This is a genomic window from Bosea vestrisii, from assembly GCF_030144325.1.
In the GTDB taxonomy this organism is placed as follows: domain Bacteria; phylum Pseudomonadota; class Alphaproteobacteria; order Rhizobiales; family Beijerinckiaceae; genus Allobosea; species Allobosea vestrisii_A.
Genome location: NZ_CP126307.1, coordinates 5,726,523 through 5,746,851 on the forward strand (window position 1 = coordinate 5,726,523; position 20,329 = coordinate 5,746,851).

At 65.9% G+C, this 20,329-nt stretch carries 21 protein-coding genes; 11 read left to right on the forward strand and 10 right to left on the reverse strand.

Features of this window, described 5'->3' with window-relative positions:
• Positions 1 to 114 precede the first annotated feature (114 nt).
• Both QO058_RS28290 and QO058_RS28295 read left to right on the forward strand, forming a co-directional pair.
• A complete protein-coding gene (locus QO058_RS28290; protein WP_284169548.1) occupies positions 115 to 321 on the forward strand; it encodes a TOBE domain-containing protein in 207 nt (68 codons plus the stop codon).
• A 255-nt stretch (positions 322 to 576) separates the two neighbouring features.
• On the forward strand, positions 577 to 1,284 hold the full coding sequence (locus QO058_RS28295; protein WP_284169549.1) for an ankyrin repeat domain-containing protein: 708 nt from the start codon (positions 577 to 579) through the stop codon (positions 1,282 to 1,284).
• Here the strand turns inward: QO058_RS28295 and QO058_RS28300 are convergent, their stop codons facing one another.
• Entirely contained in the window at positions 1,285 to 2,034 is a 750-nt protein-coding gene (locus QO058_RS28300) for a proteasome-type protease (protein ID WP_284169551.1), read from the reverse strand.
• 136 nt (positions 2,035 to 2,170) lie between these two features.
• On the opposite strand from QO058_RS28300, the gene QO058_RS28305 reads away from it, so the two are divergent.
• Positions 2,171 to 3,094 carry a glutaminase gene (locus QO058_RS28305; protein WP_284173050.1) on the forward strand — a complete coding sequence of 308 codons (924 nt, stop codon included), beginning with the start codon at positions 2,171 to 2,173 and terminating at the stop codon, positions 3,092 to 3,094.
• Between the two features lie 4 nt (positions 3,095 to 3,098).
• Here the strand turns inward: QO058_RS28305 and sseA are convergent, their stop codons facing one another.
• Together sseA and QO058_RS28315 are read right to left on the reverse strand one after the other, a co-directional pair.
• Positions 3,099 to 3,953: a 3-mercaptopyruvate sulfurtransferase gene (gene sseA, locus QO058_RS28310; protein ID WP_284169553.1), complete on the reverse strand. Its 855-nt coding sequence runs from the start codon at positions 3,951 to 3,953 to the stop codon at positions 3,099 to 3,101.
• A 48-nt stretch (positions 3,954 to 4,001) separates the two neighbouring features.
• The gene (locus QO058_RS28315; protein ID WP_284169555.1) at positions 4,002 to 4,718 is read right to left on the reverse strand and encodes an alanyl-tRNA editing protein; all 717 of its coding nucleotides are present in this window, start codon (positions 4,716 to 4,718) and stop codon (positions 4,002 to 4,004) included.
• Between the two features lie 140 nt (positions 4,719 to 4,858).
• Here QO058_RS28315 and QO058_RS28320 point away from each other — a divergent pair, with 140 nt between their 5' ends.
• Positions 4,859 to 5,587: an SDR family NAD(P)-dependent oxidoreductase gene (locus QO058_RS28320; RefSeq protein ID WP_284169556.1), complete on the forward strand. Its 729-nt coding sequence runs from the start codon at positions 4,859 to 4,861 to the stop codon at positions 5,585 to 5,587.
• Between the two features lie 144 nt (positions 5,588 to 5,731).
• Here QO058_RS28320 and aac(3) read toward each other — a convergent pair whose 3' ends face one another.
• Together aac(3) and QO058_RS28330 are read right to left on the reverse strand one after the other, a co-directional pair.
• The gene (gene aac(3) / locus QO058_RS28325) at positions 5,732 to 6,562 is read right to left on the reverse strand and encodes an aminoglycoside 3-N-acetyltransferase (protein WP_284169557.1); all 831 of its coding nucleotides are present in this window, start codon (positions 6,560 to 6,562) and stop codon (positions 5,732 to 5,734) included.
• Positions 6,563 to 6,567: 5 nt separating this feature from the next.
• Entirely contained in the window at positions 6,568 to 8,028 is a 1,461-nt protein-coding gene (locus tag QO058_RS28330; RefSeq protein ID WP_284169558.1) for a cryptochrome/photolyase family protein, read from the reverse strand.
• A 143-nt stretch (positions 8,029 to 8,171) separates the two neighbouring features.
• Between QO058_RS28330 and QO058_RS28335 the strand changes: the two genes are divergently transcribed.
• Positions 8,172 to 8,762, forward strand: a complete 591-nt coding sequence (locus QO058_RS28335) for a DUF2345 domain-containing protein (RefSeq protein WP_284169559.1) — start codon at positions 8,172 to 8,174, stop codon at positions 8,760 to 8,762.
• A gap of 8 nt (positions 8,763 to 8,770) precedes the next feature.
• On the opposite strand, the gene QO058_RS28340 is transcribed toward QO058_RS28335, so the two are convergent.
• From QO058_RS28340 to QO058_RS28350, 3 genes are all read right to left on the reverse strand, one after another.
• Entirely contained in the window at positions 8,771 to 9,469 is a 699-nt protein-coding gene (locus tag QO058_RS28340) for a glycine-rich domain-containing protein (RefSeq protein WP_284169561.1), read from the reverse strand.
• A gap of 21 nt (positions 9,470 to 9,490) precedes the next feature.
• Positions 9,491 to 12,676 (reverse strand): efflux RND transporter permease subunit, encoded by a 3,186-nt coding sequence (locus QO058_RS28345; protein ID WP_284169563.1) that lies wholly within the window; start codon positions 12,674 to 12,676, stop codon positions 9,491 to 9,493.
• Between the two features lie 73 nt (positions 12,677 to 12,749).
• On the reverse strand, positions 12,750 to 13,883 hold the full coding sequence (locus QO058_RS28350; protein ID WP_284169565.1) for an efflux RND transporter periplasmic adaptor subunit: 1,134 nt from the start codon (positions 13,881 to 13,883) through the stop codon (positions 12,750 to 12,752).
• A 251-nt stretch (positions 13,884 to 14,134) separates the two neighbouring features.
• On the opposite strand from QO058_RS28350, the gene gatB reads away from it, so the two are divergent.
• From gatB to QO058_RS28370, 4 genes are all read left to right on the forward strand, one after another.
• Positions 14,135 to 15,616, forward strand: a complete 1,482-nt coding sequence (gene gatB / locus QO058_RS28355) for an Asp-tRNA(Asn)/Glu-tRNA(Gln) amidotransferase subunit GatB (RefSeq protein WP_284169567.1) — start codon at positions 14,135 to 14,137, stop codon at positions 15,614 to 15,616.
• Entirely contained in the window at positions 15,613 to 16,119 is a 507-nt protein-coding gene (locus QO058_RS28360; RefSeq protein ID WP_284169569.1) for a GNAT family N-acetyltransferase, read from the forward strand. Before gatB ends, QO058_RS28360 begins: the two co-directional genes overlap by 4 nt.
• Positions 16,120 to 16,153: 34 nt before the next feature.
• A complete protein-coding gene (locus QO058_RS28365) occupies positions 16,154 to 16,639 on the forward strand; it encodes a GNAT family N-acetyltransferase (protein WP_284169571.1) in 486 nt (161 codons plus the stop codon).
• Positions 16,640 to 16,751: 112 nt separating this feature from the next.
• The gene (locus QO058_RS28370; RefSeq protein WP_284173051.1) at positions 16,752 to 17,453 is read left to right on the forward strand and encodes a glutathione S-transferase N-terminal domain-containing protein; all 702 of its coding nucleotides are present in this window, start codon (positions 16,752 to 16,754) and stop codon (positions 17,451 to 17,453) included.
• Positions 17,454 to 17,589: 136 nt separating this feature from the next.
• On the opposite strand, the gene QO058_RS28375 is transcribed toward QO058_RS28370, so the two are convergent.
• Entirely contained in the window at positions 17,590 to 17,964 is a 375-nt protein-coding gene (locus tag QO058_RS28375; RefSeq protein ID WP_284169573.1) for a DUF2147 domain-containing protein, read from the reverse strand.
• Positions 17,965 to 18,324: 360 nt separating this feature from the next.
• Here QO058_RS28375 and QO058_RS28380 point away from each other — a divergent pair, with 360 nt between their 5' ends.
• Positions 18,325 to 18,594, forward strand: a complete 270-nt coding sequence (locus QO058_RS28380) for a sel1 repeat family protein (protein ID WP_244543676.1) — start codon at positions 18,325 to 18,327, stop codon at positions 18,592 to 18,594.
• 262 nt (positions 18,595 to 18,856) lie between these two features.
• Entirely contained in the window at positions 18,857 to 19,279 is a 423-nt protein-coding gene (gene ndk, locus QO058_RS28385) for a nucleoside-diphosphate kinase (RefSeq protein ID WP_284169577.1), read from the forward strand.
• 76 nt (positions 19,280 to 19,355) lie between these two features.
• Here ndk and QO058_RS28390 read toward each other — a convergent pair whose 3' ends face one another.
• The gene (locus QO058_RS28390) at positions 19,356 to 20,180 is read right to left on the reverse strand and encodes a MipA/OmpV family protein (RefSeq protein ID WP_284169579.1); all 825 of its coding nucleotides are present in this window, start codon (positions 20,178 to 20,180) and stop codon (positions 19,356 to 19,358) included.
• Positions 20,181 to 20,329 lie beyond the last annotated feature (149 nt).

Here is a 20,329-nt window from a genome sequence, read left to right on the forward strand (position 1 = left end):
GACGGTCCTCGCTGCGGTTGCTGTCGCTATGTGCAGCCGAATATAACGGTGAGTGACCAAAGGTCGAGTCCGGCAAGAGCTGGCTCGCAAGCTTGTCAGATCGAGGAGACCAGCATGAAGATTTCCGCCCGCAACCAGCTCAAGGGCACCATCGTCGAGATCGTCAAGGGCGCGACCACCGCCCATGTGAAGCTCGATATCGGCGGCACCGTCGTCACCTCGGCGATCACCAATGCCGCGGTCGACGAGCTCAAGCTCGCAGTCGGGCAGACAGCCTATGCCGTGGTGAAGGCGTCCGACGTGATGATCGCGATCGACTGAGCGCCGGGCTTCAGGTTGCGCAGCCGATGCCGGCTGCGTAGCCTTCCGCGCAAAGAAAAAGGCCCACGCCGAAGCGCAGGCCCAAGTCTAGGGAGGAAACGCCCAAGGAGGGCGCCGCAACATCGCTGCTGCGGTGCACAGGAAGTAGGGCGGCTCGGGACGGCCTGCAAGAGGGAAGGGACAGCAAAGCTGACCCTATTTTGAGCAAATTGCATTTAATCGCGCCGATCGCGCGAAAACGGTGGGTAAACGCCGATGCCTGGGACGAAACGACGCGGGGCGAACGTTTGCCGAAACGCGTTTCGGAGCCTCCTCATCGTCGGGAGCTTCAGCCTGTGTCCTGTTGCTGAAGCCCAAATTCCGCCATCGCCGGCCGAGATCGCGGCCTATGATGCGCTGCATCTTGCGGCTCATCGCGGCGACCTTGCGGCCCTCCGGCACGCAGTTGCAGCCGGCAACCGACTCGAAGCCCTGGACGGCGGAGGTCGCACCGCGCTGCACGTCGCAGCTCATGCCCGCCAGCGCGAAGCGATGCGCGAGCTCGCAAAGGCGGGAGCAGATCCCCGCGCTCTCGACGGCCAATCCTATGATGCGATCACGATCGCTGCCGTCGCCGACGATCTGGAAACCATGCGCATTGCGCTCGCCATCGGCGGCGACGCACGCGCAATCACCAGCCCCTATCGCGGCACGGCGCTGATCGCGGCGGCCCATCTCGGCCATGACGGCGTAGTCCGCGAGTTGGTCACCGCCGGCGCGCCGCTCGATCATGTCAACAATCTCGGCTGGACCGCCCTGATCGAGGCAGTGATCCTCGGCGATGGCGGGCCACGCCATGTCGAGACGGTGAGGGCGCTGGTCGCTGCGGGCGCGCGCCGCGACCTCGCCGATCGCGACGGCGTCACGCCGCTCGAGCATGCCCGCCGCCGTGGCTATACCGCGATGATCACGCTGCTGCAGTAGTCAGGTAGGGAAATCCGGTGCCGGCAGGCTCGCCACCAGCGCCGTCAGCCCGTCGCTATAGCGCTGGCGCATGTCGGCCCAATAGGGGTGGTTGCTGTCGTATTTGGCGAGGTGCCGGGTCGAGAAGCTGTCAGCCTCGTAGCGCAGCAGATCGATCGGTGGCGCGACCGAGAGATTAGAGCGGACGGTGGCATCGAAGGAGAGCAAAGCGAGCTTGGCCGCCTCGTCGAGCCCGCTCGCCTCCTGCAGTGCCCGGTCGAGGATCGGCTTGCCGTATTTGGTCTCTCCGAGCTGCAGGAACTGGGTGCGCCCCGAGGCTTCGACGAAGTTGCCGGCCGAGTAGACCTGAAAGAGACGGTGCGGTTCGCCGGCGATCTGGCCGGCGACGATGAAGGAGCCGTTCGGGTCGCCATAGGGTTCGACGAAGGCGCGGTTGGCGCGCAGCACCTCGCGCAGCACGCCGCCGACGATCTGGGCCACGTCGAACATGGTGCGCGCCGCCAGGATGTCGCGGTTCTCCACGCCGGTCGAAAGGTCCTGCTTATGCTTGGTGTATTGCCGGATCATGGTGATCACGGCCTGCGTCGTCGCCAGGTTCCCGGCCGAAAGGATCGCGATCACGCGCTCGTTCGGCACTTCGAACAGAGCGAGCTTCTTTACCACCGCGATCTGGTCGACGCCGGCGCTGGAGCGAGAATCCGAGGCGAGGATCAGGCCCGACGGCAAAAGGATCCCGAGGCAATAAGTCATAATTGGTTCCCCAGCGCGGGCGCAGCATGCGCAGGGGGTACCGAGTTTGCCAAGCTCCAGACGACGCGATTGCGGCACGGATGGGCGAATGCCAAGGTCGACCGGTTATCGGCTGGGACGTGGCGGAGTTCGGACATTGCGCAACCTGTCGGACATCGTCGCGGCCGTTCATGCTGACATCGCCGACCATATCGGCGGCGGCAAGGTGGCCGACTACATCCCGGCATTGTCGCGGGTCGATCCGCGCCGTTTCGGGCTCGCCGTCGTCACCTGCTCCGGCGAGCATGCGCAGGCAGGCGACGCCAATGTCCCGTTCTCGATCCAGAGCATCTCCAAGGTCTTCACGCTGACGCTGGCGCTGGAGCGGGTCGGCGCCCGTCTCTGGCACAGGGTCGGGCGCGAGCCGTCCGGCTCGCCCTTCAACTCGATCGTCCAGCTCGAACAGGAGCGCGGCGTGCCGCGCAATCCGTTCATCAATGCCGGGGCGCTCGTCGTCACCGATACGCTGCTGACGGGCCGGACGCCGAAGAAGACCGCGGCCGAAATCCTCGCCTTCCTGCGCGAGCGCTCGGGCGACCGCACGGTCTCAATCGACGAGGAGGTGGCGGGATCGGAGGCGCAGACCGGCTTCCGCAATGCCAGCCTCGCCAACTTCATCCGCGCCTTCGGCAATCTGAAGAACCCGGTCGCCGAGGTGCTCGACGTCTATTTCCATCAATGCGCGCTCAAGCTGAGCTGCGCCCAGCTTGCCCGCGCCGGCCTGTTCCTCGCCGGCGACGGCGTCGATCCGTTTACTGGCGATGTGGTCTGCCGTCCGGCGCGGGCACGCCGCGTCAAGGCGCTGATGATGACCTGCGGCCATTACGACGCCTCGGGGGAATTCGCCTTCAAGGTCGGCCTGCCCGGCAAAAGCGGCGTCGGCGGCGGCATCCTCGCCATCGTGCCGAAGCAGGCGGCGATCGCGGTCTGGTCGCCCGGCCTCAATGCCGCTGGTACGTCGCATGTCGGCGCGCTTGCGCTCGAACGCCTGGTCGAGCGCACCGGCTGGTCGGTGTTCTAAACCTTCAGGGCTTCGCCGGCCCGGTTGCCACCGGGCGCTCGCTCGCGCCCCATTCGGCCCAGGAGCCGTCATAGACGGCGCGCGCCGGCTTGCCGAGCAGCTCCAGCGCCGTCGACAGGATCACCGCAGAGACACCCGAGCCGCAGCTCGTCAGCAGCGGCTTGTCGATGTCGACGCCGGCTTCGCGGAAGGCCGCGGCGAGCGCCTCCGGCTCCTTGAGCTTGCCATCGGCCACCAGCGTCGAGGAGGGCAGGCTGAGCGAGCCCGGCATATGGCCGGAGCGCAGTCCAGGGCGCGGCTCGGGCGCTTCGCCGCGGAAACGGTCGGCCGGGCGGGAATCGATCACCTGGATCGCGCCGCTCTCCAGGGCACGCGCCACATCGTTGATGTCGGCGACGGCGGAATGGTCGAGCCTGGCGGTGAAGCTGCGCGGCTTGCGCGGTTTTGGCGCGCCGTCCTCGACCGGCCGGCCCTCCGCCAGCCATTGCGGCAGGCCACCTTCGAGGATGACCACGTCCTTGGCGCCGAAGGTCTGGAAGGTCCAGCGCACCCGCGGTGCCGAGAACAGGCCAAGCCCGTCATAGACGACGATGCGCATGCCGTCGCCTATGCCCATGGCGCCGACGGCAGCGGCGAAGGCGTCCGGCCGCGGCAGCATGTGCGGTAGATCCGAGCTCTTGTCCTTGACCGCATCGATGTCGAAACGCACCGCGCCCGGGATGCGCTGCTGCGCATATTCGGCCGCTGCGTCACGCTGCTGGGCCGGCAGATAATAGGAGCCATCGACCACGACGATATCCGGCGCGTCGAGCCGCTCGGCCAACCATTGCGTGGAGACGAAGATGTCGTTGCGGGCCATGCGCGCGTCCTCGGAAGAGTCTGTTTTCAGGATGTTATGACGGAATGTTCAAGCGAGCGCGATGCGCACGCGCCGGTTCTGCTTGCCCTTCTTCTCGACATCGGTGACCACGACCGCGCCGATCTCCGAGGTATTGCGCACATGCGTGCCGCCGCAGGGTTGCAGGTCGATGCCCTCGATCGAGACCAGCCGGACCCGGCCGGAGCCGCGTGGCGGCTTGACCGACATGGTCTTGACCAGGCCGGGATTGGCGTCGAGCTCTTCGTCGGTGATCCAGCTTTCGGTGATCGCCGCGTTCTTCGCCACGAGCGCATTGAGCTTCTCGGTCAGCTCGGCCTTGTCGAGCCCGCCTTCGGGAATGTCGAAATCGAGTCTTCCGTCGCCGTCGCCGATCGCGCCGCCGGTGACGGGATAGGGCAGGACGACGCTGAGCAGGTGCAGCGCGGTGTGGATGCGCATGCGCTTCAGCCGGCGCTCCCAGTCGAGCCCGGCGAGCAGGGTCTCGCCGACGGCAGGCGCCGCCTGGCCGTCGAGCGGGACATGCAGGATGCGGCTCTTGTCCTCGGGATTGTAGATCGCGGTGCCGATGACGATCTCGGATCCGTCATTGCGGACGAGGACGCCGGCATCGCCCGGCTGGCCACCGCCGGTAGCGTAGAATACGGTCCGGTCGAGCTCGATGCCGCCGCGCTCGTTGATCGCGACGACGGTGGCGGGCGTCTCGGCCAGATAGGCGTCGGCTCGGAACAGCAATTCGGTCGGCATCGCGATCTCCTTCGTCTAGACAGCTTATCGCAGGCGAGGTCGGTCCGGAAAAGATGGCGGTAAGCCACGCGGGGACGCTGCCGGCGGGGCTTCCGCTGAAGGCTTCGCATCACTAGGGTCCGGCGCAGGATTGCCATGGCATGGAGACCGCTCGCGATATGACCATGCCGCGCATGCAACCGCAGGACGGCGTCGCCTGGGTGACCGGGGCGAGCTCCGGTATCGGCGCGGCGGTGGCCCTGGAGCTGGTGCGGCGCGGCTGGACGGTCGCTGCGACGGCGCGGCGGCTCGACAAGCTTGAAGCACTGGCTCTGAGCGCGGACGGACTGCCGGGGCGGATCGTCGCCCATTGCGGCGATGTCGCCGATCCGATGGCGATGGCGGCTGTGGTCGAGGGCATCGAGAGCGTGCACGGGCCGATCGCGCTCGCCTTCCTCAATGCAGGTATCGCTCCCCGCAACGGGCCGGGTCTGATCGATGTCACAGCATTCGAGCAGGTTTTTGCGGTCAATTTCATCGGCGTCGTGCGTGGCGCGGCTGCTGTCGCCGAGCGCATGGCAGCGCGAGGCAAGGGCCAGATTGCGGTCAATGCGTCGCTGGCGGGCTATCGCGGTCTGCCTGGCGCTGCGGCTTACGGAGCCTCCAAGGCGGCTGCGATCCATCTTTGCGAGGCGCTGAGATTCGATTGCGAGCGGCAGGGCATCCGCCTGCAATTGGTCAATCCCGGCTTCGTCGATACGGCGATGACCCAGCGCAACAGCTTTCCGATGCCGTTCATGGTGTCCCTCGACGAGGCTGCCGCGCGCATCGTCGACGGCTTCGCCGGAGGCGGCTTCGAGATCAGCTTCCCCGTCGCCTGGCCTGGCTGATGAAGGCGCTGCGGCTGCTGCCATACCCGGCCTATTTCTGGGCGGTGCGCAAGCTGGCCGGCGAGCACCGCGGCGGCCGGCGCGACGGCGCGGTTTAGGTGGAGAAGACTCCGTACCCAACAGCTTGGGCGATGGCGTTCAGAATCAAGGCGAGCGTGATCCGAACTGCGCTTCGAGCCAGTTCATGCCGTAGGCGGTGATCGCCGCCGCATCGACCAGCACGGATGGAGCCGCGCCGATCAGCCCCTGCCTGCCCTGGCCGCCGGCGAGGAACTCGGTCACGATCTCTGCGAAATAGTCCTCGGCCAGCCCTGCGACGATCGGATCGCCGGTATCGAACTCCTCGATCATGCGCCATTGCGTGCCGGCCGGCGTCGCGAACGGCACCTCGATCCGCCGGATGCGCTTGCCGGGGATGTCAGCCAGATGCTCGGCATGGTGCAGCAGGGTCAGCGTGTCGAGCGGCGCGCCGAGCATCAGCACCTTGCCGCCGGCCTCGACCAGCTTCGCCAGCGGCGAGCCCGCGCCATAACCGTAGTCGAGCGGGTGGTTGGCGGTGAACCAGTCGGCCTTTGCTCCGAGTGCGACGAGCGAGGCGCCGGGATTGCCGCCGCGGAGCGCACCGGGCGTCGTCCGCAGGAACTCCGGCAGCACGCCATTGTCGCGGATCGCGCGCGAGCGCTGCGGATCGAATGGAGGGATGTGGTCGCGCCATTCCGGCGGCACGCGGCCGTCCTCATCGACCACGTCCTCGTAGCGCGCTTCCCAATCGGCATAGGCGAGGACGGTGCCCTCGGGGCCTACTGCATCGGAGAGCGCAGCAATGATGGTGTCGGGACCGTCGAGCAGGCGGCCGACCTTGCTGACGGCGGCGTGGACCATGACCGCATCGCCCGGCACGAGGCCGATCTTGGCGAGATCGGCGGCAAGCGAGGCGCGCGTGACGAAGGCGGCAGAAGCGGGAAGCGATGTCATGGCAGCTATTTGGACCGGAGTGTGGAGAAGGCGTCGAGGGCGCGCCGGCGGCGGCCGAAGTCGAGCGCGATGATCGGTTTTGGATAGTTCTGGTCGAGCACGATCCCGGCCTGCTTCAACGCGCTTTCCGGCGCCTCCCAAGGGCGATGGATGAACTTGTCGTCGAGTTCAGCCAGTTCGGGGATGAAGCGCCGGACGTAAATGCCCTTCGGATCGAATTTCTCGCCCTGCGTCACCGGGTTGAAGACGCGGAAATAGGGGGCGGCATCTGCGCCGGAACCGGCGACCCATTGCCAGCTCGCCGGATTGTTCGCCGGATCGGCATCGACCAGCGTGTCCCAGAACCAGGCCTCGCCGACGCGCCAGTCGGTCAGCAGATGCTTGATGAGGAAGGAGGCCGTGATCATCCGGACGCGGTTGTGCATCCAGCCGGTCTGCCAGAGCTCGCGTAGGCCGGCATCGACGATCGGATAGCCGGTCAGCCCCTTCTGCCAGGCCGTCAGCGCGGCTTCATCCTTGTCCCAGGACATCGCGTCGAAGCGGCGGTTGAAATTGGCCGTCGCGAGGTCCGGATTGTGGAACAGAAGGTGGTAGGAGAACTCGCGCCAGCCCAGCTCGCTGAAGAACTTCTCGGAGTCGGCAGCCGAGCCGGGCGTATTGCCCGTCTCCAGCGCCACCTTGGTCGCATGCCAGATCTGGCGCGGGCTGATCTCGCCGAAGCGCAGATGCGGCGATAGCCGCGAGGTCGAGAGCTTGTCTGGCCGGTCGCGCCCGTCGTGATAGCCGGCGATCGCTTCGTCGAGGAAGGTAGAGAGCCGCTCCTGCGCTCCGGCCTCGCCCGGTGTCCAGGCTTCGCGCAATCCGCCGGCCCAGTCGGGCGCGGTCGGCTCCAAAGCGAGATCTGCGACCGTGAGAGCCCGCTCGCGCAGCGCCGCCGGTAGCCTTGCTTTACTCAGCTTGGCCGGAGCAGGGAGCGGCGCCGAGGGCTCGCCGCGTTCGCGAACGACACGCCAGTAGGGCGTGAAGACCTTGAACGGGCCGTCCGCCTTGGTCGCGACCTGCCAGGGCTCGTTGAGCAGGTTGGCGTTGAAGCTCTCGACCTCGACCCTGGTGTCCGTGAGTTTCGCCTTCAACGACTTGTCGAGTGCGATCGCGGCGCCGCCATAGCGGCGGTTCCAGGCGACGAAGCCAATATCGGCTTCTTGCACGATGTACGGCAGCAGCTGGGCTGGATCGCCATGCAGGATAAGCAGCTCGCCGCCCCTCGCCGCGATAGCCTCGGACAGTGCCGCCAGAGAGCGTGACAGCCACCAGCAGGCGGCGGCGCCGATCGGCCGGCGGTCTGCCGACGTGTCGAAGATGTAGAGGCAGATGAGCGGGCCATATTCGATCGCCGCTCTCAGTGCTGGGTTATCGGACAGGCGCAGATCGTCGCGGAACCAGAGCAGGGCAGGGCGTGCGGTCACTCAATCGGGCCTTCTCGGTGCAATGCTCTGATACGCCGATGGAGCCGGATTGGTTGCGTTGCGCAAAAGGATAGTGGCGCCGCGAGCCGCCGCAGTTCGTGATAGATTGTGTCGGCTGCGCGAAATTGAAGGGGGACGGGCTCATGGCGACGCCGGAAGTCGAGGCCTTGAACCGGCGCATCGCCGCGCTCGAAGCGCAACTCGCAGCCTTGTTGCAGGCGGTTAATGTCGGGCGTGGCGGTACGGTCGCGATCACGGCCCCGGCCGGGCTGTCGATCACCGTCGGTGGCACTTTCACGATCAATGTCGGAGCCGAAATGGCGCTGACGGTCGGAAGCAATTTCCGGACGGCGGTCGGCTCGGCCTATGTCGTCAATGTCGGCGCCGGCATGCGGACGACGGCCGGCACGGGGATCAGCCTCATCGCAGGCACTGCGCTCGCCATGAATGCCAACCGCGAGATCAGCCTGGCGACGCGCGCCTTCGAGGTCGCAGCGTCGGTCAGCATCGATCTCGACAGCAGCAAGGATTTCGAGATCGCCAGCGGCAAGGCGCTGGTGGTGAAGGCTGCTGACAGCATCCTGCTCGATGCCGGGTCGGCCGAGCTCAACCTGAAGAAGGACGGCTCGGTCGATCTCAAGGGCAAGGACGTGACGATCCGGGCGAGTGGCAAGATCAATGCGACAGCGAGCTCCGACGTCGTGATCAAGGGCTCGAAGATCAAGCAGAATTGAGCCGCGACTCAGTCGCCGCCACCTCCGCCGCAACCGCCGCCATCGCCTCCGCCGCTGTCGGAGTCACTCCCGCCGCTGCAACCGTTGCTACTGCCGCCACTGCAGCCGGAGTCCGAGGAGCGGCGCGACAGGTCACCCGCGCATTGGGTACCGCGATCACCGTTGCGGCGCAGCTCCTCGCAATCCGGCACGTAGACGAAGCCGTCGGCAATCTTGAGCTTGGCATCGAGGGCGAAGAGCAGCGGCAGCCGGGTCGGCCGCTCCGGGTCGATGTTTTCGCCCTGGCAGCACTGCCACCAGACGCGGCGCAGGGCCGAGTTGTCGCGAGGCGCGCCCTCCCGCAACGCGACCGCCGGCGTGTGATGCAGGAAGCGCCCGAAGGCTCCCTCGCAGAACCGGCCATAGTTGCGCGTGTAGAGGATGAACTCGTGCCAGAGGTCGTCGGCGACCTGGGAAGGCATCGCGACTTCGCGCAGTCCCGAGTTGAGATAGGCCAGGAAGAACTGCCGCAGGCCCTCGGAAACCAGAGCGGTTTCCTTGCGCGTGAAACCCTTATGATGGGCGGCGAGCTTGTCGAGCAGACCGCGTGGCCAAGGATAGCGCCGGATGAACTCAGCCCGGCGCAGGCGCTGTTGCTCTATCCAGACCTTGTAGCCACCGAAACAAGCGATGACCCCCACCACGCCGATCAGGATGGTGAGGGTCATCATCATTGCTCAAATTTCGGCTTAGTGCGCTTGCGGCGTGGCCTGCTTCGGTTCCACCGGCTTTTTCTTGCCGCCGAGCGAGGCGAGCCAGCGCACCACGACGTAGAACACCGGGGTGAACAGCAGGCCGAAGGCGGTGACGCCGATCATGCCCGAGAACACCGCAACGCCGAGCACCTGGCGCATCTCCGCGCCGGCGCCGATCGAGATCGTCAGCGGCAACACACCCAGGATGAAGGCGAGCGAGGTCATCAGGATCGGCCGCAACCGCGTCTTGGCCGCGGCGATCGCGGCATCACGCCGGCTCATGCCCTCGTCCTCGGCCTGCTTGGCGAACTCGACGATCAGGATCGCGTTCTTCGCTGCGAGGCCGACGAGCACGACGAGGCCGATATCGACCAGCACGTTGCGGTCGAAGTCCTTGTAACCGACGCCGATCATCGCCGCGAGGATACACATCGGCACGATCAGGATGACGGCGAGCGGCAAGGTCCAGCTCTCGTACAGCGCCGCCAGCAGCAGGAAGACGAAGATGACGGCGAGGCCAAAGGCGATGATCGCGGTATTGCCCGCGAGCTTCTCCTGCAGCGCGATCTCGGTCCATTCGAAGCCGAAGCCGGCCGGCAGCACCTGGGCTGCGATCTTCTCCACCGCCGCGATTCCCTGGCCGGTCGAGTAGCCGCGCGCCATCGACATTTGCACTTCGGCCGCCGGATAGAGATTGTAGCGCGGCACACGATAGGCGCCGGTCGTGTCGGAGAAGGTCGCGACCGAGCCGATCGGCACCATCTCGCCATCGGCATTGCGCGTCTTCAGGTCGGCGACGTCGCGGATGTCGAGCCGCTGGGGATTGTCGGCCTGCGCCGTCACGCGGAAGGTGCGGCCGAGGATGTTGAAGTCGTTGACATAGGCCGAACCCATATAGATCGACAGCGTCTCGAACACGCGCGTCACCGGGACGCCGAGCATTTCAGCCTTGGTGCGGTCGATATCGGCGTAGATCTGCGGCGTCTTGGTCGAGAACAGCGTGAAGGGCTGCTGGATGCCGGGAGACTGCCCGGCGGTTCCAGCCACGGCCCAGGTCGCGCCTTCCAGCGCTGCGAGGCCCTTGCCACCGCGATCCTGGACGTAGCCCTTGAGACCGCCGCCATTGCCGATGCCGGGGACCGCTGGGGGCTCGATGATCAGCGCGAAGGCCTCGCCGATCGAGAACAACTGCGTGCGCAGGTCGTTGAGGATGCCCTGCGTGGTCAGGCCGGCCTTGGCCCGTTCCTTGAAGTCGGTGAGGGTGACGAAGGCGACGCCGGCATTGGGCGCCAACGTGAAGGTCGCGCCGTCGAGGCCGGCGAAGGCGACGGCATGGGCGACGCCCGGCCGCGACAGCAGCACATCGGTCGCCTTGCGGATCACCGCATCGGTCCGCGGCAACGATGAGCCTGGCGGCAACTGGAAGACGGCGATGAAGTAGCCGCGGTCGAGCTGTGGCACCAGTCCGGTCGGAATCGCAGCCAGGCGATTGCCGGCGACCGCGATCAACGCGGCATAGATCAGCAGCATCACGACGCCGAAGCGGATCAGGCGCGACGTCAACGCGCCATAAGCGCGCGAGAGCCAGTCGAAGGCCTTGTTGAAGTATTTGAAGAACCAGCGCAGCGGCGCGCTGAGGGTGGCGAGGAAACCCTTCGGCTCCTCATGGCTGTGCGGCTTCAACAGGATCGCCGCCAGGGCCGGCGACAGGGTCAGCGAGACGAAGCACGAGATCGCCGTCGAGGCTGCGATCGTGACTGCGAACTGCTGGTAGAACGTACCCTGCAGACCGGTGATGAAGGCCGTCGGGATGAACACGGCGCAGAGCACCAGCGCGATCGCGAGCAGCGCCCCACCGACCTCGTCCATGGTCTTGTGCGCGGCGTCGACCGCGCTCATCCCTTGCGCCAGATAGCGCTCGACGTTCTCGACGACGACGATGGCGTCGTCGACGACGATACCGATCGCCAGCACCAGCGCCAGCAGCGAGATCGTGTTGAAGGAGATTCCGACCGCGCTCATCACCAGGAAGGTGCCGACCAGCGAGACCGGGATCGCGATGATCGGGATGATCGCAGCCCGCCAGGTCTGCAGGAACAGGATCACGACGATTACGACGAGGACGATCGCCTCGAGCAGCGTCGTGACCACGGCCGAGACGGATTCCCTGATGAACTCCGTCGGGTTGTAGACGATGGTGTGCTCGACGCCCGCCGGGAAGTTCTTCGACAGCTCCTGCATCGTCTTGATGAGGGCTTCCGAGGCCGCGAGCGCGTTGGTGCCCGGGCGCTGGAAGACACCGATCGCGACGGCTTCCTTGTTGTCGAGATAGGAATTGGAGAGGTAGTCCTGCGCGCCGAGCTCGACACGGGCGACGTCGCGGACGCGGATCGTGCCGCCATCCGCATCCGAACGGACCACGATGTTGTAGAACTCGTCGATGCTGGTCAGGCGACCGAGCGTGTTGACCGAGAGCTGGAAGGCCCCGTCCGACGTCGCCGGCGGCTGGTTGATCGCGCCGGCCGCGACCTGGATGTTCGCGGCGCGGATCGAGGCGACGACGTCGCCTGCGGTCAGGTTGCGGGCCGCGACCTTGGCCGGATCGAGCCAGACGCGCATCGAATAGTCGCGCGCGCCGAAGACCTGGACGTCGCCGACGCCCTCGACGCGGGTCAGCACGTCCTTGACGTTGAGCGTCGTGTAGTTCGAGACGTATTGCTGGTCACGCGAGCCGTCGGGCGACAGCATGTGGATGACCATCAGGAAGTCCGGCGAGGCCTTGCGGACCTGCAGGCCGAGCGTGCGCACCTCCTGCGGCAGGCGCGGCTCGGCGGCCGAGACGCGGTTCTGCACCAGAACCTGGGCCTGGTCGACGTCGGTGCCGGCCTTGAAGACGACGTTGATCGTCACGCGCCCGTCGCCGGTCGACTGCGACGAGATGTAGAGCATGTCGTCGACGCCGTTGACTTCCTGCTCGATCGGCGCGGCGACCGTCGAGGCGACGACCTCCGCCGAGGCGCCCGGATAGTTGGCGGTGATCGTGACGGTCGGCGGCGCGATCTCGGGATATTCCGCGATCGGCAGCGTGCGCAGGGTGATGGCGCCGGCGATCGTCAGCAGCACCGAGAGCACGGTCGCGAAGATCGGCCGGTCGATGAAGAAATGGGCGAAGCGAAACATGCTTTGGTCCTGGCCAAAGAGGGCAGGGCGGACGGAAAATACCGTCCACGCTTGGCGCGGCCTGTCGAGGCCGTCAGTTGGCGGCGGCGGCCTTGATCTCGGTCGGCTGCGGCGTCACCGCGACTCCCGGCCGCACCATCGGATTGGCGATGCCGTTGACGATCACCTTGTCGCTCGCGGTGAGACCCTTGGTGATGACGCGCAGCCCGTCGCTGATCGCGCCGAGCTGGACAGGCTTCGGCACCACTTTGTTATCAGCGCCGACCGTCAGCACGATCTTGTTGGCCTGGTCGGAGACGATGACGGCATCCGGCACCAGCAAGGCGTCGCCTTCGCCGGCGAAGAGCCGCAGGCGCCCGAAGGTTCCCGGCGTCAGCTGCCCGTCGGAATTCGGGAAGACGGCGCGGGTGCGGATCGTCGCCGAACGGGCGTTCAGCGCGTTGTCGACGAAGTCGATCTTGCCTTCACGGTCCCATTTGGTTTCGCTCGAAAGCCGCACGCGTACCGGCGTGCCGGGCTTCCGCAAATCTTGCGACTTCGCATAGCGAAGATAGTCGGCCTCGGAGGTATCGAAGACGAACTTGATCGGATCGACCGCCACGATCGTGGTCAGCAGCGTCGCACCCGACTGGCCGCCGGCGATCAGGTTGCCCTGGTCGACCCGCTTGTTCGAGACGCGGCCGGCAAGCGGCGCGCGCACCTGCGTCCATTCCAGATTGAGCTCGGCCGTCTTCAGATTGGCTTCGGCCGCCTGCTGGCTGGCGATCGCGCCGTTGAGGTTGGCGCGGCGCTGGTCGATGTCGCGGGCGGTGATCGTACGGTTCTGCGTCAGCGCTTCGGCGCGCTCGACCTCGTTCTGCGAGAGATCGACCTGGGCCTTGGCGCGCGCGACTTCGGCCCTGGAGGCGTCGACGGCGAGCTTGTAGGGCCGCTGGTCGATGGTGAACAGCAGGTCGCCGGTCTTGACCAGATCGCCGTCACGGAAATGGACCGAATCGAGGAAACCGGAGACGCGAGCCCGGACCTCGACCTGTTCGCTGGCCTCGAAGCGGCCGGTGAACTCGTCCCAGTTGGTGACGCGCTTGGCGAGCGGCGTGGCGACGGTGACCGGCGGAGCCGGCGGTGCGCCTTGAGCGAGCGCCTCGGCGGACAGGACCGGAAGCAGGACCGCCAGGGCGGCGATGGCCCGGCTGGAGCGGCGGATCATGTGAAACTCCGAAAATGCGGGCGCGGCGCAACCTTCACGGTTTCCGGCCAGTTGCGCAACAACGCTATCCGACTGACGATTGTCAAGTTTCTTCACTCGACAATTTCGGCACTTTTTTCATCTGCAGCCGGCCATTGTCGCTCCGCGGCATGCGCAACCGGTGCGACAGATGCTTGCTGGCGGCGGGCTGAAGCTCTACCTGAGGGACGCGCGCGCCAGCGTCAGTAGCAACACCTCGTGGAAGTCATCTCATGAACGCGCATGTCCGCCCCGCCGACCCGAAGAAGCTGATCAAGGGCGCGACCGGCGACTGGGAGATCGTGATCGGCCTCGAGATCCACGCACAGGTGACCTCGAACGCCAAGCTGTTTTCCGGTTCCTCGACCGCCTTCGGTGGCGAGCCGAATGCCCATGTCAGCCTGGTCGATGCGGCAATGCCAGGCATGCTGCCGGTGATTAACGAGGAGTGCGTGCGCCAGGCAGTCCGCACCGGGCTCGGTCTCAACGCCGCGATCAACAAGCGCTCGGTCTTCGACCGCAAGAACTATTTCTACCCCGACCTGCCGCAGGGCTACCAGATCAGCCAGTTCAAACATCCGATCGTGGGTGAGGGCGTGATCGCGGTCGATCTCTCGCCAACCGAACAGATCAGCGTCGGCATCGAGCGCCTGCATCTCGAGCAGGACGCGGGCAAGTCGATGCACGACCAGCACCCGACCATGAGCTTCGTCGACCTCAACCGCTCGGGCGTCGCGCTGATGGAGATCGTCTCCAAGCCCGATCTGCGCTCGGCCGACGAGGCCAAGGCCTATGTCTCGAAGCTGCGCACCATCCTGCGTTATATCGGCTCTTGCGACGGCGACATGGAGAAGGGAAACCTGCGCGCCGACGTCAACGTCTCCGTCCGCAAGGTCGGAGCGCCGCTCGGCACGCGCTGCGAGATCAAGAACGTCAACTCGATCCGCTTCATCGGCCAAGCGATCGAGGTCGAGGCCCGCCGCCAGATCGGCATCCTCGAGGATGGCGGCACGATCGACCAGGAAACGCGACTCTACGATCCCGGCAAGGGCGAGACCCGTTCGCTGCGCTCCAAGGAGGAGGCGCACGACTATCGCTACTTCCCGGATCCCGATCTGCTGCCGCTTGAGTTCGACGATACCTTTGTCGCCGAGCTGAAGGTGCATCTGCCCGAACTGCCTGATGCCAAGAAGGAGCGCTTCATCGCGCAGTACGGGCTTTCGCCCTACGACGCTTCGGTCCTCGTCGCCGAGCGCGAGCAGGCCGACTATTTTGAGGCGGTGGCCAAGGGCCGCGACGGCAAGGCCGCTGCCAACTGGGTGATCAACGAGCTGTTCGGCCGCCTCAACAAGGAAGGCAAGGACGTCTCGGCCTCGCCGGTCTCGGCAGCACAGCTCGGTGGCCTCGTCGATCTGATCGGCGAGGGCGTCATCTCCGGCAAGATCGCCAAGGACCTGTTCGAGATCGTCTGGACCGAAGGCGGCGATCCGCGTGAGATCGTCGAGACCCGCGGTATGAAGCAGGTCACCGACACCGGCGCGATCGAGAAGGCTGTCGACGAGATCATCGCCGCCAATCCCGACAAGGTCGAGCAGGTCAAGGCCAAGCCGACCATGCTGGGCTGGTTCGTCGGCCAGGCAATGAAGGCCTCGGGCGGGAAGGCCAACCCGCAGGCGCTGAACGAGATCCTGAAGAAGAAGCTCGGCATCGAGTGACGCAACCCGGTCTCATCATCCGCGACGCTGAGACCGCCGATCTGCCGGCGGTCCGCTCGCTCTTGGTCGAGACCTGGCACGACACCTATGACGGCATTTATGGCTGGCGGCGCGTCGCCGATATCACCAATGCCTGGCACTCGCTCGACGCGCTCGCAGCCCAGCTCGGTCGCGACAGCGGCGTCTTCCTGATCGCGCTGCTGGGCGAGGAGATCGTCGGCACCGCCTCGGCCCGGCGGGAGCCGGACCGCGCCGCGCTGCTGACGCGGCTCTATGTCTCGCCGGCGCGGCAAGGTGCGGGTATCGGACGCACGCTCCTGCAGGTCGCGCTCGCCTGCTTCCCCGACGCACCGGTGGCGCGGCTGGAGGTCGAGAGCCAGAATGAGCTGGCGATTGCCTTCTACGAGCGCATGGGCTTCTTCCTGCAGCGCCAAGCCCGCTTCGATGGGCGTGAGGACACGCCCAACACGCTGATCATGGCCAAGCGCCTGGTGACGATCTGAGGACGCGCCCGGCGATTTCCCTATGGAGATGACGATGACAGAGGCAGCAGCTCTTGCCGCCGTGACCATGCGCGAGGCCCGGCGGGACGATGTTGCGAGGATCGCCAGCCTGATCCTGCTGGGGGCCGCCAAGCAGACGCGCACGGCCGACGAGATTGCGGAAGAAGCGCGCCACCCGGCCTATCTCGCTGCCTTCGACGAAATCGACGCCAGCCCCTACAACACGCTCTTTATCGCCGAGCTCGAAGGGGAAGTCGTCGGCACCTTGCAGCTCACGCTGATCCCGGGCCTGGCCTATCGCGGCCGCAAGCGCGCCAAGCTCGAGAGCGTCCATATCCATCCGGACCTGCGCGGCCGGCGCATCGGCGAGGCCATGGTCGCCCACGCCGTCGCGGTCGCCCGCCAGAAGGGAGCCGGCCACGTCGAGCTCACCTCGGACAAGGCACGCGAGGCGGCCCACCGTTTCTACCGCCGCCTCGGTTTCAACCAAACGCATGAGGGCTTCAAGCTGGTGCTGTGACGGCGCTGCCCGCATGCCGCGCCCGCTCCCGGTGCACGGCCCGGCGCTTACGCCAGCGGGGGCCGAGACCTAGATGTCCCTGCGACCCGTAACAACGAGCGAGAACTGGGACATGTCAGCAGTGCAGGGCAAGCCAATCGATCTCCACTACTGGCCGACACCGAACGGCTGGAAGATCACCATCATGCTCGAGGAAACCGGGCTACCTTACAACATCATCCCGGTGAACATCGGCAAGGGTGACCAGTTCAAGCCGGAGTTCCTGGCGATCTCGCCGAACAACCGCATGCCGGCGATCGTCGATCCGGACGGGCCGGACGGCAAGCCGATCTCGGTCTTCGAATCGGGCGCGATCCTGCAATATCTCGGCCGCAAGACTGGAAAGTTCTACCCAACCGATGAGCGCGGCCGCGTCGCTGTCGACGAGTGGCTGTTCTGGCAGATGGGCGGCTTCGGCCCAATGCTCGGCCAGACCCATCACTTCCGGATCTATGCGCCGGAGAAGGTGCCCTATGCGATCGATCGCTACACCAACGAGGCGAACCGCCTCTACGGCGTGCTGAACAGGCGCCTCGAAGGCCGCGACTACATCTGCGACGACTATTCGATCGCCGACATGGCCTGCATTGGCTGGGCCCGCGGCTGGGAGAAGCAGGGCCAGGACATCGAGCAGTTCCCAAATGTCGGGCGCTGGCTCGAGACCATGCAGGCGCGACCTGCCGTGCAGCGCGGGCTTGCCGTCGCCGAGGAACTGCGCGGCGGCATCAGGACGCCGGAAGAGAAGGCGATCCTGTTCGGCCAAAAGGCGCGCTGACGCGGCCCGCACCCCACTACCGTCATGCTCGCCCTTGTGGCGAGCATCCACGTCTTGAATCTGCTCTCGCTCAAGAAAGACGTGGGTGGTCGGGACAGGCCCGACCAGGAGGGGAGGCGGCCGGAAACGACCTAGCTCAGTTGCTGCGCGACCACTTCACCGAGCGGCAGATCATCCCGCCGAAGACGCAGCCGGCGGTTGTCAGCGTATCGCCCGCGAGCGTCATCGTGCCGGAATAGGTCTTGCCGTCTTCAGGGTTGAAGGCGCTGCCGTTCCATTTGCCGCCGGCTGCCGGCTTCATATCGTAGAAGATGCGCTGGCCGAGCTTGGCCGGGCCGCTGGTGTCCTTGAGCCAGGAGATCGTGCCGCACATCGCCTCGCCGCATTTGGTGAAGCGCACCTTGGACGCGCCCGAATCGCGCAGCCAGGTGCCGGTTACATCCTGAGCCGAAGCGGGGATGGCGAAAGCGAGCAGCAGGCCGGCGGCAGTCATAGTCAGGCGAATGGCCATGGCGTTCCTCCTCCTTGTCGGCGATCTCCGTCGCCATATGGTTCAGATATAAACTATATCCGAGCCGGCGCCGGCTTCAAGATGCCTTCTCGAAAAGCTCCGGCGATCGCCATGACCCAGCGGCAAGGTGAATCCGAAGTTGACGGTCTTGCCGATCAAGATTTCCAGACGCATTGGAATCTTTGATCAATTCGAAGAATGAGTCTGAATCGAACCTTGCTTTAACGGCTCGTTTGCGACTCGTTGAGCTTCGATTCATCGCAAATTTTAGCGGAGTCTTTTACCGCCCGGCACGAACCTCTCCTCACAAGCCGCGGCCTCCAAACGGGTCGGCATCGAAGGAAAACAGGGGTGTTTGTCATGGCACGCATGGAAATGAGCGCGATCCCGGCCTCGCTGGCGATCCCGATGGAAGCCTCCGCCGACGCCTATTACGAGCTCGGCCTGATGCATGCGTCCGGCCGCTCCGGCCCGGTCGATCTGGTCGCGGCGCAGACCTGGTTCAACGTCGCCTTCGCCAAGGGCTGCGCCCGCGCCGCCGCCCATCGTACCGAGCTGGCGCTGGAGATGAGCCGCGACGAGGTCGCCGAGGCACTGCGCGAGGCCCGCCGCTTCCTGACCCGGCATTGAGATTCGTGCCGGCCCGGACGGTCGCATTTGGATTTGAGCCCTCATCCTGAGGAGCGGACTGCAGGTCCGCGTTTCGAAGGATGCCCCAGCTAGTTCAAGAGCCTCCTGGAGCATCCTTCGAGACGCCATTCCCACGAGAATGGCTCCTCAGGATGAGGGCTCAGACGGGAAATGCGATCCCGGCCGTCGCAGCCTTGTGGCACGGGGAGGGCGCCGCTATAAGCGCGCCGCATTCCCCGATTTTCCCGCAAGGATAATAACGATGGCTGTCCAGCGTACCTTCTCCATTCTCAAGCCCGACGCGACCAAGCGCAATCTCACCGGCGCGGTCAACGCTGTCATCGAGAAGGCCGGCCTGCGTATCGTCGCGCAGAAGCGCATCCAGATGACCACGGAGCAGGCGCAGACCTTCTACGCCGTCCACAAGGAGCGGCCCTTCTTCGGCGAGCTCGTCGAGTTCATGACCTCCGGCCCGGTCGTCGTGCAGGTCCTCGAGGGCGAGGACGCGATCGGCAAGTATCGTGAGGTGATGGGCGCGACCAACCCGGCCAATGCCGCCGACGGCACCGTCCGCAAGCTCTTCGCCCAATCGGTTGGCGAGAACACCGTGCATGGCTCGGATGCGCCGGAGACGGCCGCGATCGAGATCGCGCAGTTCTTCGCGGGCAACGAGATCGTCGGCTGAGCCGGCTTCTCATTTCCTGGAAATGAGAAGGGCGGGTCCATCGGACCCGCCCTTTTTCGTTTGCGGATCAGACGCCTCAGAACCCGAGGTCGAAGGCGTAGCTCGCCGAGATGCCGAAGGTGACGGAGTCGCGGTCGCCGAAAGCCTTGACGATCGGCGCCTTGGCCGCGTCGCCCATCAGGCGCTTGTACTCGACATAGGCGGTGGTCTGCAGCTTGTCGGACCAGTGATAGGTCGCCTGCGCGATCGCGCCGACCGAATGCACGCCGGCATTGTAACGCTGCAGGAGGCCGCCATTGCCGGCGGTGACGCCGCCGAAATAGGTGCGGATATAGTCGGCGCCGACGATCGTCATGCGCGGGCCGACGCCGAGCGACCAGGCGCCGATGCGCTGGAAGACGTCGACCTTGGCCTCGGCGACCATGGCGTCATGGGCAACGATGCCACGGCGCAGGTCGACACGAGCGCGCATCCATGAGGTCGGATAGAATTCGACGAAAGCGCCGGCCTCGGCCCCGAACTTGGTATCCGGCACACCCATGGCGCGCAGGGCTACATTGGTGTCGGCCTTGCGCTCCCAGAGCAGGTTGCCGGAGAAGCCGACGCGCCAGGCCTGGCCCGAGAAGAAGCCGATGCTGATCGCATCGTCCTCGGAGGTCCACCAGGTGCTCTTGGTGCCGCGGCCCAGCGAGATGATCGGCCGTGGCCGGAAGACATAGTCGTTCGAGCCGATATAGTCGGGCTGGTAGCGCAGGCCGGCGCCGAGCGTCAGGTGCCAGTTCTGCACTGGCTGGGGCGAGGTGTACTGGCTGTACTGCGAGGATTGGGCCTTCGCCGGGGCGCCCAGCGCCAGGGAAAGACAAGCGGCCGCAAGGCCGGCAAGGAACGCAACGCAACGCATCGTCAAAACTCCGGCGCGCGAGCGCCTTGGACTACTCGGATATGTGCAAACTGAATCATTAGTCTTAATCCGGAGTTGACGAGCGGCTGCCTGCGACATCGCTGCTCGTATGGCTGATGGCCCGGCCGAATCCCCAGCCGCCGGATGCG

Excerpts from the sequence above, each read along its gene's own strand:
- QO058_RS28290 (WP_284169548.1), top strand. The coding sequence starts at position 115 with ATGAAGATTTCCGCCCGCAACCAGCTCAAGGGCACCATCGTCGAGATC.
- QO058_RS28295 (WP_284169549.1), top strand. The coding sequence starts at position 577 with ATGCCTGGGACGAAACGACGCGGGGCGAACGTTTGCCGAAACGCGTTT.
- QO058_RS28300 (WP_284169551.1), bottom strand. The coding sequence starts at position 2,034 with ATGACTTATTGCCTCGGGATCCTTTTGCCGTCGGGCCTGATCCTCGCC.
- sseA (WP_284169553.1), bottom strand. The coding sequence starts at position 3,953 with ATGGCCCGCAACGACATCTTCGTCTCCACGCAATGGTTGGCCGAGCGG.
- QO058_RS28315 (WP_284169555.1), bottom strand. The coding sequence starts at position 4,718 with ATGCCGACCGAATTGCTGTTCCGAGCCGACGCCTATCTGGCCGAGACG.
- QO058_RS28320 (WP_284169556.1), top strand. The coding sequence starts at position 4,859 with ATGGAGACCGCTCGCGATATGACCATGCCGCGCATGCAACCGCAGGAC.
- QO058_RS28335 (WP_284169559.1), top strand. The coding sequence starts at position 8,172 with ATGGCGACGCCGGAAGTCGAGGCCTTGAACCGGCGCATCGCCGCGCTC.
- QO058_RS28340 (WP_284169561.1), bottom strand. The coding sequence starts at position 9,469 with ATGACCCTCACCATCCTGATCGGCGTGGTGGGGGTCATCGCTTGTTTC.
- QO058_RS28345 (WP_284169563.1), bottom strand. The coding sequence starts at position 12,676 with ATGTTTCGCTTCGCCCATTTCTTCATCGACCGGCCGATCTTCGCGACC.
- QO058_RS28350 (WP_284169565.1), bottom strand. The coding sequence starts at position 13,883 with ATGATCCGCCGCTCCAGCCGGGCCATCGCCGCCCTGGCGGTCCTGCTT.
- gatB (WP_284169567.1), top strand. The coding sequence starts at position 14,135 with ATGAACGCGCATGTCCGCCCCGCCGACCCGAAGAAGCTGATCAAGGGC.
- QO058_RS28365 (WP_284169571.1), top strand. The coding sequence starts at position 16,154 with ATGACAGAGGCAGCAGCTCTTGCCGCCGTGACCATGCGCGAGGCCCGG.
- QO058_RS28370 (WP_284173051.1), top strand. The coding sequence starts at position 16,752 with ATGTCAGCAGTGCAGGGCAAGCCAATCGATCTCCACTACTGGCCGACA.
- QO058_RS28375 (WP_284169573.1), bottom strand. The coding sequence starts at position 17,964 with ATGGCCATTCGCCTGACTATGACTGCCGCCGGCCTGCTGCTCGCTTTC.
- QO058_RS28380 (WP_244543676.1), top strand. The coding sequence starts at position 18,325 with ATGGCACGCATGGAAATGAGCGCGATCCCGGCCTCGCTGGCGATCCCG.
- ndk (WP_284169577.1), top strand. The coding sequence starts at position 18,857 with ATGGCTGTCCAGCGTACCTTCTCCATTCTCAAGCCCGACGCGACCAAG.
- QO058_RS28390 (WP_284169579.1), bottom strand. The coding sequence starts at position 20,180 with ATGCGTTGCGTTGCGTTCCTTGCCGGCCTTGCGGCCGCTTGTCTTTCC.